The sequence below is a fragment of the Streptomyces sp. NBC_00252 genome (genome assembly GCF_036187565.1).
Classification (GTDB): domain Bacteria; phylum Actinomycetota; class Actinomycetes; order Streptomycetales; family Streptomycetaceae; genus Streptomyces.
Genome location: NZ_CP108087.1, coordinates 4,096,785 through 4,108,786 on the forward strand (window position 1 = coordinate 4,096,785; position 12,002 = coordinate 4,108,786).

12 protein-coding genes are annotated in these 12,002 nt (G+C 71.3%); 5 read left to right on the forward strand and 7 right to left on the reverse strand.

Going from position 1 to position 12,002, the window contains the following annotated elements:
* Positions 1-77: 77 nt before the first annotated feature.
* From msrA to OHT77_RS17665, 3 genes are all read right to left on the reverse strand, one after another.
* Positions 78-590, reverse strand: a complete 513-nt coding sequence (msrA, locus tag OHT77_RS17655; RefSeq protein WP_266771903.1) for a peptide-methionine (S)-S-oxide reductase MsrA — start codon at positions 588-590, stop codon at positions 78-80.
* 453 nt (positions 591-1,043) lie between these two features.
* On the reverse strand, positions 1,044-2,501 hold the full coding sequence (locus OHT77_RS17660) for an amidase (RefSeq protein ID WP_328829430.1): 1,458 nt from the start codon (positions 2,499-2,501) through the stop codon (positions 1,044-1,046).
* Between the two features lie 106 nt (positions 2,502-2,607).
* Positions 2,608-3,690, reverse strand: coding sequence for an aldo/keto reductase (locus OHT77_RS17665; RefSeq protein WP_328829431.1), 1,083 nt, complete (start codon positions 3,688-3,690; stop codon positions 2,608-2,610).
* Positions 3,691-3,879: 189 nt separating this feature from the next.
* On the opposite strand from OHT77_RS17665, the gene OHT77_RS17670 reads away from it, so the two are divergent.
* Positions 3,880-4,698 (forward strand): hypothetical protein, encoded by an 819-nt coding sequence (locus tag OHT77_RS17670; RefSeq protein ID WP_328829433.1) that lies wholly within the window; start codon positions 3,880-3,882, stop codon positions 4,696-4,698.
* On the opposite strand, the gene OHT77_RS17675 is transcribed toward OHT77_RS17670, so the two are convergent.
* Entirely contained in the window at positions 4,688-5,089 is a 402-nt protein-coding gene (locus tag OHT77_RS17675; protein ID WP_328829434.1) for a VOC family protein, read from the reverse strand. The genes OHT77_RS17670 and OHT77_RS17675 overlap by 11 nt on opposite strands.
* A gap of 120 nt (positions 5,090-5,209) precedes the next feature.
* On the opposite strand from OHT77_RS17675, the gene OHT77_RS17680 reads away from it, so the two are divergent.
* From OHT77_RS17680 to OHT77_RS17690, 3 genes are read left to right on the forward strand one after another with little or no spacing between them, the layout of a single operon-like run.
* On the forward strand, positions 5,210-6,232 hold the full coding sequence (locus OHT77_RS17680) for an iron-siderophore ABC transporter substrate-binding protein (protein ID WP_328829435.1): 1,023 nt from the start codon (positions 5,210-5,212) through the stop codon (positions 6,230-6,232).
* 21 nt (positions 6,233-6,253) lie between these two features.
* Positions 6,254-7,243, forward strand: a complete 990-nt coding sequence (locus OHT77_RS17685) for a FecCD family ABC transporter permease (RefSeq protein ID WP_328829437.1) — start codon at positions 6,254-6,256, stop codon at positions 7,241-7,243.
* Positions 7,240-8,277: a FecCD family ABC transporter permease gene (locus OHT77_RS17690; protein ID WP_328829438.1), complete on the forward strand. Its 1,038-nt coding sequence runs from the start codon at positions 7,240-7,242 to the stop codon at positions 8,275-8,277. Before OHT77_RS17685 ends, OHT77_RS17690 begins: the two co-directional genes overlap by 4 nt.
* 247 nt (positions 8,278-8,524) lie before the next feature.
* Here OHT77_RS17690 and OHT77_RS17695 read toward each other — a convergent pair whose 3' ends face one another.
* The gene (locus tag OHT77_RS17695) at positions 8,525-9,565 is read right to left on the reverse strand and encodes an NAD(P)-dependent alcohol dehydrogenase (RefSeq protein WP_328829439.1); all 1,041 of its coding nucleotides are present in this window, start codon (positions 9,563-9,565) and stop codon (positions 8,525-8,527) included.
* 175 nt (positions 9,566-9,740) lie between these two features.
* On the opposite strand from OHT77_RS17695, the gene OHT77_RS17700 reads away from it, so the two are divergent.
* Positions 9,741-10,673 (forward strand): helix-turn-helix domain-containing protein, encoded by a 933-nt coding sequence (locus tag OHT77_RS17700; protein ID WP_328829441.1) that lies wholly within the window; start codon positions 9,741-9,743, stop codon positions 10,671-10,673.
* On the opposite strand, the gene OHT77_RS17705 is transcribed toward OHT77_RS17700, so the two are convergent.
* Positions 10,663-11,175 (reverse strand): hypothetical protein, encoded by a 513-nt coding sequence (locus OHT77_RS17705; RefSeq protein ID WP_328829442.1) that lies wholly within the window; start codon positions 11,173-11,175, stop codon positions 10,663-10,665. The two genes, OHT77_RS17700 and OHT77_RS17705, sit on opposite strands and share 11 nt — an antisense overlap.
* A gap of 34 nt (positions 11,176-11,209) precedes the next feature.
* Positions 11,210-11,980 carry a group II truncated hemoglobin gene (locus OHT77_RS17710; RefSeq protein ID WP_328829443.1) on the reverse strand — a complete coding sequence of 257 codons (771 nt, stop codon included), beginning with the start codon at positions 11,978-11,980 and terminating at the stop codon, positions 11,210-11,212.
* Between the last annotated feature and the right edge of the window lie 22 nt (positions 11,981-12,002).

A 12,002-nucleotide genomic window follows, 5' to 3' on the forward strand; every position in this document is an offset into this window, starting at 1 on the left:
CGCCGAACCCGAGGAGCGAACCCACGGCCGACCCCCACGGCCGACCCCCACGGCCGACCCCGACCCACCTCTCCCGCTCAGCCCTCCGTACGAGCCGGCAGTCGCCACCCCGGCCGGGGGAAGTGGCAGGTGTAGCCGTCCGGATACCGCTGGAGGTAGTCCTGGTGCTCCGGCTCCGCCTCCCAGAACGGGCCCACCGGCTCCACCTCGGTGACGACCTTGCCCGGCCAGAGGCCCGACGCGTCGACGTCCGCGATCGTGTCCTCGGCGATGCGCTTCTGCTCGTCGTCGACGTAGTAGATCGCGGAGCGGTAGCTGAGGCCGATGTCGTTGCCCTGGCGGTTCTTGGTGCTCGGGTCGTGGATCTGGAAGAAGAACTCCAGGAGCGCGCGGTAGTCGGTCTGCTCCGGGTCGAAGAGGATCTCGATGGCCTCCGCGTGCGTCCCGTGGTTACGGTACGTAGCGTTCGGCACGTCTCCGCCGGTGTAACCGACCCGGGTCGCCGTCACGCCCGGGAGCCGGCGGACCAGCTCCTCCATCCCCCAGAAGCATCCGCCCGCCAGCACGGCCCTCTGCGTCTGCGCAGCCATTGCGACCCTCCAATTTCCGTCACTCGGTCACGGGGGCTGCTCGGCACATACCTCACCGGCGCCCTTTACCCAGTGTGCTCAACACACGAGGGCCCCCGGCGATTCCGCAACGGACCCGCCCCCGCGCCCACGGCCGCCGCGCCCCGCCTTACGACCGTACCGCCCCGTCCCTACGGCCGCCCGGCCTTCCGACTCGCACCCGACCGCACCGCCTTTCGCCCACACCGACCCACCCCCGCGGCACCGTGCCTTCCGAGTGCACCACCCCTCCCCGACCGCACCAGCCCGCCCCCTGATCCGCCGCACGACCGCAGCACCATGCCTCCCGACTGCACCAAACCGCCCCACCCGCACCACCACACCCACCGCACCACCGCACCCACCACACCCCCCGCCCCACCCCCGCAACCGCCCCCTCCCCAAAACCACCCCCGTAGCCCCCCGACTCCCGCCCTACCCCACCACCCCACCAAACCCCCCAACCCTCTCCTCCAACAGCTCCGCCAACCGCAACGGCGTCCGGTCCTCCCACATCGGCCCGATGATCTGTACCCCCACCGGCAGCCCCTCGGGTGAGCGGCCGGCCGGTACTGCCGTGGCGGGCAGGCCGGGCATGGTCGCGACGCCTGCCCAGACGAGCTGGTCGAAGTACGGGTACTGGACGCCGTCGATGTCGAGGCGCCGCTGCTCCCCGTCGGGGTGGTGGTCGTGCGGGAAAGCGGGTGTCGGCGTGACGGGACACACCACCGCGTCGAACGACTCGAAGAGCCGCCGCCAGCCCTGCCGGTGCCGCTCGCGGCGGCCGTTCGCCTCGATCCAGTCGCGGTGGCTGAACACCAGGCCCCGCACCCGCGCCGCGTCGAGCCCCTGGTCGTCCGCCCCCAGCGCGGCCGCACGGGTCCGCCACTCCTCGTAGAACTCGACGGGGAAGCGCGCGGAGAAGCCCGCGAACAGGAGCTGGGTGTAGAGCAGTGCCGCCTCGGTCAAGTCAGGCAGCAGTGGGCTGTGCCGTTCGACGCGGGCGCCGGCGTCGGCCAGCGCGTCGGCGACCCGTTCCACGCCCGCCCGTACCGCGGACCCGGTCGGGATGAGCGGGTGGTCGTCGAGGACGAGGACGCGGAAGTCGCCGAGCCGCTCGTGGCGGGCGGGCGGCAGGGTCAGGCCGTAGGCCACCCCGAGGGTCAGCGGGTCCGGGCCGGCCATGACGTCGAGCAGGAGGGTGAGGTCGCGGGCGCCGCGTGCCATCGGGCCGACGACCGCGAGGTCCGGCTCGGCCGGGTACGGCGGCGCGGTCGGCGGGACCATGCCCCGGCTGGGTGCCAGGCCGAGGGTCGGCTTGTGGGCGTAGACGCCGCAGAAGTGCGCGGGGGTGCGCAGCGAACCGGCGATGTCCGACCCGATGGACAGCGCGCCGAACCCGGCCGCCAGGGCCGCCGCCGATCCGCCGGAGGAACCGCCCGACGTGCGGGTGTGGTCCCAGGGGTTGTTGGTGGTGCCGTAGATGTCGTTGAAGCTCTGCACGTCCTGGAGGGCAGGCGGCACGTTGGTCTTGCCGAGGATCACCGCGCCCGCCTCCCTGAGCCGCGACACCTGCACCGCGTCCTCGGCGGGGATGTGGTCCCGGTGTGCCGGGATGCCCCAGGTCGTGGGCAGCCCGGCGATGTCGTACGACTCCTTGACCGTCACCGGCAGTCCGAGCAGCGGGCGGTCCTCGCCCCGGCCGCGTGCCTCGTCGGCGGCGCGTGCGGCGGTCCGGGCCCGGTCGAAGTCCGGTACGCAGATCGCGTTGATGGCCTTGTCGTCCCGCTCGATACGGGTGATCGCCTCGTCGGTCAGTTCCACCGAGGACACGTCATCGGCGCGCAGTGCGGCCATGAGTTCCTCGGCCGTCGGGAGGTTCTGAGCATCCATGGAATCGACCGTAACGACCCCTCGGGCAAGCCACGAAATACCTTTCCGTACAAGGGATTTGAGGCCATCGGCGGGCCCGGTACGACTACCGGCTCCCGGCTCCCTCTCAGTACCGAACCCCACTCGCCGCCAACGGCGGATACACCGCGCTCTCCACACCGTCCACCGTCGCCCCCGCGTACTTGAGCATGTCGCCGACCTGGCGGTTGAGGTCGTAGGGGAAGTTGAGGGTCGGGGTGGACACCTCCTCGAGCTTGGCGGTCTGGGCCGGGGTGAGGTGGAGGTCCAGGGCCGCGAGGTTGGCCTCCAGGTGGGCGAGGGTGCGGGGGCCGATGAGGGTGGAGGTGATGCCGGGGCGGTTCTGGATCCAGGACAGCGCTACGGCGGCGGAGGTCGCGCCCGTCTCCCGCGCGACCTCGGCGACCGCGTCGATCACCGTGAACTGGGCCGGAGTTGGGGCGCCGAGGACCGCGGAACGCCTGGTGTCGGCGGGAGTTGACTGCTCGCGCGTGTATGTCCCGGACAGATAACCGCTCTTGAGGGGGCTCCACGGCAGCACGCCCATCCCCGCGTCCTGGGCGAGCGGGATCAACTCGCCCTCGATGGTGCGTTCCAGGAGGGAGTACTCCATCTGCAGTGCGGTGACCGGGGTCCAGTCCCGCAGCAGGGCGGTGGTGTGCGCCTTGGCCGTGAACCAGGCGGGGGTGTCCGAGAAGCCGACGTAACGGATCTTGCCCGCCGTCACCAGGTCGTCCAGCGTCCGCAGGGTCTCCTCGACCGGGGTCGAACGGTCGTGGTTGTGCAGCCAGTACAGGTCGATGTAGTCGGTGCGGAGGCGGCGCAGCGAGTCCTCCAGCTGGCCGATGATCGCCTTGCGGCTCGCACCGCCGCCGTTCGGGTCGCCGAGGTGGAGGTTGCCGTAGAACTTGGTGGCCAGGACGAGGCGGTCGCGCAGGGCGGGGCGGGCGGCGAGGAAGTCGCCGAGGATCGCCTCGGAGTGGCCGTTCGTGTAGAAGTTCGCGGTGTCGACGAAGTTGCCGCCGCGGTCGAGGTAGGTCTGGAGGATCTTCTCCGACTCCTCGACGCCGCTGCCGAAGCCGCCGTCCTCGCCGAAGTTCATCGCGCCCAGGCAGAAGGGGCTCACCTTGAGGCCGGAACGGCCGAGTCCGACGTACGAGTCGAGTGCCATGGAATGCTCCTGTGGGGAGTCGCTGGGAAACCGACTCCTCAAGGACACCACTGTGACCTGCGGAATCGTTAGACCGATCCCACCGACCTCTTGCACGATCCTGCCGATCTGCCGCGCGAGCGGACAGCGGCGGCTCCAGGCCGGCAAAAGCGTGTGACAGGGTCCGCGGCGACGGGATTTGATGCCCCCGTGGACCAGCCGAGCGAACCCAGCCAAGCCAGCGCCTCCCTCCCCAGTACCTTCCTCATCGGCGGCGGGTGGGACCACCCCGCCGTCTACGACCCCTTCCTCCGCGCGGCGGCCGGTACCCCCGGATCCACGCCCCGCGTCGCCTGCGTGATCCTCGACGAGGGCGAAGGCGACGGGGAGCGTCAATTCGCCCGCTACGACGAGGCGTTGAGAAGTGCGGGCGACTGCATTCCCGTACCGGTACTCGTGCCGATCGGTGCCCGCTTCGACGTCGGGGCGGCAGCGGACGCGGACGGGCTGCTCGTCTGTGGTGGGCTGACGCCCGCCTACCAGGACGCCTTCGCGGACTGCCTCGACCGGTTGCCGCGGCTGCTCGCCGAACGGCGCATCCCCTACGCCGGGTTCTCCGCCGGTGCCGCGCTCGCCGCGCGGTCCGCCGTCGTCGGGGGGTGGCTGCTCGACGGGATCGCGGTGTGTCCGGAGGACACCGGTGAGGACCTGGACGAGATCGCCGTACGGGACGGGTTGGGGCTGGTGCCCTTCGCCGTGGACGCGCACGCGGCGCAGTGGGGGACGCTGCCCCGGCTGATCGCCGCCGTGACCCGGTACCGGCTCCCGCACGGCGTCGCCGTCGACGAGAACACGCTGGTCGAGGTGGCGACGGACGGCCGCGCCCACGTGTCGGGACTGGGGCGCGCGCACTCCGTACGGCCGGCCGATGCCGGGGACGGTGGCGTGGTCGTACGGTCCTACGGGGCCGGCGAGTCGTTCCTCACCGGTCTCGACGATCTCACCGATCTCAACGGTCTCACCGGGTGATTCCGCTGCCGTACGGCCGGGTCAGGATCTCCAGGACGTGTCCGTTCGGGTCGTCGAAATAGACGCCTCGGCCACCGTCGTTCGTGTTGATCTCGCCCTCGACGCGATGCGCCGGGTCCGCCCAGTACCTGAGTCCCGCCGCCTGGATGCGACCGAAAATCGCGTCGAAGTCGTCCTCCGAGACCAGGAACGCGTAGTGCTGCGAGGCGATCTCGGCGAAGCCCGAACCGGGCTGGTCCATGTAGTCGAGGGTGACCCCGTTCGGGATCGCGACCGGGATGAACGGGCCGTACTGCGGGCTCACTTGGAGCCCCAGCAGGTCGGCGAGGAATCGGGCCGACGTGTGTTTGTCGTGCGCGGCGACGATGGTGTGGTTCAGCTGCACGGTCATCGTGTGGGCCTCCTCATGCCCAAGCTACTCCGACGGCAAGATAAGGTAAGCCTTACCTGGCCAGTTTTGATCGGAGAGACAGTGATAGTGCGTGCGTTCAGGAGGAAGGCTGTCACGGCGATGGTCGCCGTGTCCGCCGTCGGCGGGTTGCTGGCCGGTTGCTCGTCGTCGTCCGCCGACAACGATGCCGAGAAGACGGGTGACGGCCGGCAGAACAAGGTGATCGGCGCCTCCGAGGGCCCGTCCGCCGCGCCGAGCACGCTGGAGACCGGCATGGGCTCCGACACCGACACCGACGGCACCTTCCCCCGCACCGTCACGCACTTCGAGGGCAGCACGACGATCAAGGCGAAGCCCACGCGGATCGCCGTGCTGAGCACCGGTCAGCTCGACGACCTGCTCTCCCTCGGTACGGTCCCCACGGCCACCACCCGCGCCGACAACGCCGGACTCGTCCCCGACTACCTCGCGAACGCCTTCCCCTCCGACAAATCGAAGCTCGCCGCGATGACGGACGCGGGGACGCGCCAGGCGCCCAACCTGGAGACCCTCGCCGCCGCGAAGCCCGACCTGATCCTCGCCAACGACTCGCTCGGCGACCTCTACCCCAAGCTGTCGAAGATCGCGCCGACCGTCATCACGGCGGGCAACGGCATCAACTGGAAGCGCGACCTCCTCCTCGTCGGCGACGCGATCGGCAAGGGCCAGCAGGCGCGGAAGCTGCTGGACGGGATCGTCGAGGACGCGGACGAGAAGGGCGAGGCGCTGTCGAAGACCTCCGTGTCGATGCTGCGCTTCACGCCCGGCAGGACCCGGATGTTCGGCGTCTCCTCCTTCACCGGTTCGATCGCCGTCGACATGGGCCTCGACCGGCCCAAGTCCCAGCAGTTCAAGGCGATTTCGGAGGACATCGGCGCCGAGAGCATCGACAAGGCCGACGGTGACTGGATCTTCTACTCGGTGCAGGGCGACGCTTCCAGGACCGACGCCGCGAGCGTGCTCGCCGGACCGCTCTGGAAGTCGATGAGCGCGGTCGAGGCCGGCCACGCGGTGAAGGTCGACGACGACCCCTGGTACCTCAACGCGGGCCCGACCGCCGCGCGCCTCGTCGTCCTCCAACTCGCCGAGGACATCAGCAAGTAGCGGAGCAGCAGAGAGTACGCCGTGAGCGTCAAACGCCTCGCCTGGCCGGCGGCCACCCTCGCGCTGGCCGCCGCCGTGCTGCTCAGCCTCGCCGTCGGCACGCGTCCGATCCCTCCGTCCGAGGTGCTCAACGCGTTGTTCCACGGCGGGAGTTCACCGGACGCGCTGGTCGTACGGTCGCTGCGGCTGCCCCGCACCGAGATCGGGCTGACGGCGGGCGCGGCGCTCGGCGTGGCGGGCGCCGCGCTCCAGGCCGTCACCCGCAACCCGCTCGCCGACCCCGGCATCCTCGGCCTCAGCCAGGGCGCGGCGGCCGGTGTCGTCCTCGCCATCGCGACCGGCCTCGCGAGCGGTTTCAGCGGCTACGTCTGGTACGCCTTCGCCGGCGCCGTCCTCGCCGCGTGTCTCGTCTACGGCATCGCCGCGCGCGGCCGGGGCGGGGCCTCGCCGGTCAAACTCGCCCTCGCCGGTACGGCGTTGTCGGCGATGACCGCCGGTGGTACGACCGTCGTCCTGACGTCGAGTTCGGCGACGCTGGACCAGTTCCGGTTCTGGCAGGTCGGCTCGCTGAGCGGCCGGGACGCGGACACCGTCGTGAAGATGCTGCCGTTCCTGCTGGTCGGGGCGTTGCTGGTGCTCGTCTGTGCGCGGGGGCTGGACGCGCTGGCCCTCGGGGACGAGACGGCGCGGGCGTTGGGGCATCGGGTGGGGGTCGTACGGGTGTGTGCGGCGCTCGGGGCGACCCTGCTGGTGGCGTCCGCGGTGGCCGCCGCCGGGCCGATCGCGTTCGTCGGACTCGCCGTCCCGCACCTCGCCCGCCGCCTCACCTCCGGCGGCCACCGCGGCCTGCTCCCGCTGTCCGCGCTGCTCGGCGCCGCGCTGCTGGTCGGCGCGGATGTGGCGGGGCGGGTCGTGCGCTCCCCCGCGGAGGTGCCGGCCGGGGTGATGACGGCGTTGGTGGGGGTGCCGGTGCTGGTGGTACTGGTACGGCGGAAGGCGACGGCCGTATGAGCCCCACCGGTGTCAGTGTCCTGCGCCCGCACCCCTCCGTCTCCCTTCTCCTGCACCGGCGTTCGGCCGCCGTAGCCGCAACTCTCGTACTCCTGCTGGCCGTTGCGATGCTCGCCGCCGCCTGTCTCGGCCAGACCTACATCCCGCCCGGCGCGGTCTGGCACACCCTCCGCACCGGATCCGGTCAGTACGACCTCGTCGTCAACGAGTTGCGGGTCCCCCGGATCATGCTCGGTGCGCTGGTCGGTGTCGCGCTGGGCCTCGCCGGGGCGCTCGTGCAGACCGTCACCCGGAATCCGCTCGCCAGTCCGGACGTGATCGGGGTCGGGCACGGTGCCGCCGCCGCGACCGTGCTCGCGCTGTCCGCGGGGCTCGTCGACTCGCCCAGTGCCATGCCGGCCGTCTCCGTCGTGGGCGGGCTCGTGGCCGCCGCGCTCGTGTACGCGCTGGCGTGGCGGCACGGGATGCAGCCGAGTCGGTTCGTGCTGACGGGAGTTGGGATCGGGGTCGCGCTGTCGGCCGTCGTGCAGCTGTATCTCTCGGACAGCGAGTTGCAGGCTGCCGAGACGGTGAAGCTGTGGCTGACCGGTTCACTGAACGGGCGGGGCTGGGAGCAGGCGGCGCCCCTGGCCGTCGTACTGCTGGCGTGTCTGCCCGCGTTGGTGTGGGCGAGCCGGGCCGTGCGGCCGCTCGGGCTGGACGCCGATACCGCGGCCTCGCTGGGGGTGCGGGTGGATCGGACCCGGCTCGCGGTGACTGTGCTCGGGGTGGTCCTGGCGGCTACGGCGACCGGGGCGGCCGGGCCGATCGGGTTCGTGGCGCTGACCGCGCCGCAGCTGGCGAGGCGGCTCACCCGTACGCCTCAACTGCCCTTGCTGTGCTCGGCGTTGACGGGCGCGGTGATCCTGGTGACCGCCGACCTCGCCGCCCGCACGGTACTGCCTCCGCTGGAAGTTCCGGTGGGGGCGCTCACCTCGCTGGTCGGTGGGCCGTACCTGCTGTGGCTGCTGGGCCGAAACCGGACGGGGGCCTGACGTTCATCGGCGACCGCGGCCCGGTGGGGGCTGGTCGCGCAGTTCCCCGCGCCCCTAGGTGGGGAGTCGCCAGGCGCCTTTCAGGGGCGCGGGGAACTGCGCGAGCAACCACAACGCACCCGCACCCTTAAGGACGCCTGGCGTGCCCCTCCCCAGGGGCGCGGGGAACGGCGCGAGCAACCACGACGCACCCGCACCCGACCACGCACCCCCACCGCTCACCGGGGCCCTGCATGAACCGACGCGGTCAGATCGTCGCCGTGTCGATCACGAAGCGGTAGCGCACGTCACTCGCCAGCACCCGCTCGTACGCCTCGTTGATCTGGTCCGCGGAGATGACCTCGATCTCGGCACCGAAACCGTGCTCGGCGCAGAAGTCCAGCATCTCCTGGGTCTCCCGGATGCCGCCGATACCGGAACCGGCCAGGGTCTTGCGGCCGCCGATCACGGAGAACAGGTTGAGGGAGACCGGCTCCTCGGGGGCGCCCACGTTGACCAGCGCACCGTCCGTCTTCAGCAGCGAGAGGTACGCACCGAGGTCGAGCGGCGCCGACACGGTGGAGATGATCAGGTCGAGGGTGCCGCGCAGCTCCTCGAAGGTCTTCGGGTCGCTGGTCGCGTAGTAGTGGTCGGCGCCCAGCTTCAGGCCGTCCTCCTGCTTGCGCAGGGACTGCGAGAGGACGGTGACCTCCGCACCGAGGGCGTGCGCGATCTTGACGCCCATGTGGCCGAGGCCGCCCATGCCGATGATCGCGACCTTCTTGCCGGGACCGGCGTTCCAGTGCTTCAGCGGCGAGTACGTGGTGATGCCGGCGCAGAGCAGCGGCGCCGCCACGTCGAGGGAGATGCCCTCGGGGATGCCGACGACGAAGTTCTCGTCGACGACGACCTTCTCGGAGTAGCCGCCGTAGGTGGGCTCCCCGTCCTTGCCGACGGAGTTGTACGTGCCGACGTTGCCGCCGGTGCAGTACTGCTCGAGGCCGGCCTTGCAGTTGTCGCACTCACGGCAGGAGTCGACCATGCAGCCGACGCCCACACGGTCGCCGACCTGGAACTTCGTAACCCCGGGGCCCACCTCGGAGACGATGCCGGCGATCTCGTGGCCCGGGACCATCGGGAAGATGGCCTCGCCCCAGCCCTCGCGGGCCTGGTGGATGTCCGAGTGGCAGATACCGGCGAACTTGATGTCGATCAGGACGTCGAACTCACGTACGGCCCGGCGCTCGATGGTGGTGCGCTCCAGGGGAGCCTTGGCGGCGGGGGCTGCGTATGCGGCGACTGTGGTCATGCCGGAACACTCTCCTAGCGGGGGGTTTGTGCGCCCGGCTGCCTTCTGACCGGGCACGATGGCAAGCCTGCCCGAAAGTCGCGGGGCTACCCAGGCCACACTTCTGCGTACGTCCGCTGTGCCTACCACCAGCGAGGTCAGGCTCCCGGTCGTACGACCGGGAATACTGGACCGTATGGACGAACACCCCGAATCCGCCCCCGGGCCCGCAGACGCCGGTCGGCCGCTGGACCGGCGGGCCGAGCTGAGCGAGTTCCTGCGCACCCGGCGGGCCCGGCTGAAGCCCGAGGACGTGGGCCTGCCGGACTTCGGGCGGCACCGCAGGGTGCCCGGGCTGCGCCGCGAGGAGCTGGCGCAGCTGGCCGGGGTGTCGGTGGCGTACTACACCCGCCTGGAGCAGGGAAACGGGCGGAACGTGTCGGCGGAGGTCCTGGAGGCGATCGCCCGCGCGCTGCGGCTGTCCGACGCCGAGTCCTCGCACCTCACCCACCTCGCGAAGCCGAAGCAGCTCAAGAAGAAGCCGTCGGCCCCCACCCAGCACGTCCGCGCTCCGCTACGGCAGCTGCTCGACGCGTTCGAGTCGGTCCCGGCGTACGTCACGGGCCGCCGCTCGGACATCCTGGCGTGGAACCGGATGGCCGCGGCCGTCTTCGGCGACTGGTCGGAGCTGGCGCCGCAGGACCGGAACTGGGCGCGTCTGGTGTTCCTGCGGCCCGAGTACCGGGAGCTGTTCGTGGACTGGGACCAGAAGGCCTCGGACATCGTGAGCATGCTCCGCATGGACGCGGGCTGCCATCCGGACGACCCGCGGCTGTCCGGTCTCGTGGGCGAACTCTCCGTCAAGAGTGACGAGTTCAGGCGGCTGTGGGCCACCCATGACGTCAAGGAGAAGACGTACGGCGTGAAGCGCCTGCACCACCCCCTGGTCGGCGATCTCACCCTGCACTTCCACGGTTTCCGGCTGGACGACGGCTGTGAGACGAGCCTGATCACCTACCACGCGGAGCCGGACTCCCCGTCGGCCGACGCCCTGCGCCTGCTGGCCAGTTGGGGCACGGACGCGACCCGCGCGGGCGCGTCGACGCAGCGCCCCGACCTCACTCCGTGACGCCGAGGTCCGCCCGCATCAGCTGCCGCATCGCCGCCAACCGCGGTTCCGCGTCCTTGAGTCGGAGCAGCGACGCCTCGGCGCTCTCGCCGTCGCGGGCCAGGCCCCGGTCGAGCCGCTTCACGGCGGCGTCGGCCTCGGCGAGGACCTGGTTCACCGCGCGGGACGCGTCGAGGATCCGCTCGGGTACGACCATCTGCGCCTCGGCGTACCGGTCCCGGTAGTCGCGGCGGGCCTCCTCCAGCTGGTCGCGCTCCAGCTCGGTGTAGACGCCGTCGCGGAGCCGGTGCAGGGCGTCCTTGAGTAGCGTGTGGAACTGCCGCGAGGCCCTGTTCATCGCCGTGTAGGCCCCCCGCCGCTCCTCGAACCGCCGCCTGCGCTCGGCGAGTTGGGCCTCGTCTGCACGCTGCCGCGCGGTGAGCCGCTGACTGAGGACGGGGGCGAAGAGGGTGCCGAGCACACCGACGACGGCGGTGATCATGGCGGTGACGGCGGCGGTCATGGGGGTGACCCTATGGGACCCCGGCACGCCGATGTCACCCCTGGTAGGGCGGCATCGACCCCCACCCCCAGCGCGGCACCGGCTGCTCGGCGGGCGGCTGCGCGTCCGGCCCGGAGAAGTACACCGCCAGCCGCGTGCCCCACTCCACGTACGCGAGGAACGCCGACCGGAACTCCGCGTCCGTCGGCAGGCCCGCGTCGTCCGCCGCGTCCTGGATGAGGTCGACCCAGCGGCGCCGTTGCCGCTCGCTGATGTTCTTGCCGAAGTGCTTGGCGACCATGTGTCCGTGGCCGCCCTGGGTCGCGGAGTACGTCGCCGGGCCGCCGAAGACCTCGCCGAGCCAGAGGGCGACGTGCTCGGCGTGCTCGGGGGCCAGACCGGCGAAGAGCGGGGCGAGGAGGTCGTCCTTGAGCACCTTGTCGTAGAAGACCTCGGTCAGCCGGGAGAAGGTCTCGGCGCCGCCCGCCCAGTCGTACGGGGTGGGCACGGCCGAGCCGTCGCCGCGCACCGGTGTCGGCCGGTAGTGGCGCATCTCCTCGATGTCCTCGACGTACGGGCCGATCTCGGCGAGGAACGGCGGGAACAGCTCGGACCTGCGGAAGCCCTCCAGGTGTGCCTGGGTCGATGTCCAGGTGATGCGCAGGACGAAGTGCTCGGCGTCCTCCTCGCAGCGGGCCAGTTCGTAGGCCACGCACTGCGGGGCGGCGGCCAGCTGTCGTGCGGCACGGGTGTAGGCGGCCAGGAACTCCGCCGACCGCTCCTCGGGGACGCGGTACCGGATGTATTCGACGCTCTCGGCTGTCATGGGGTCACGGAAACACGGACGG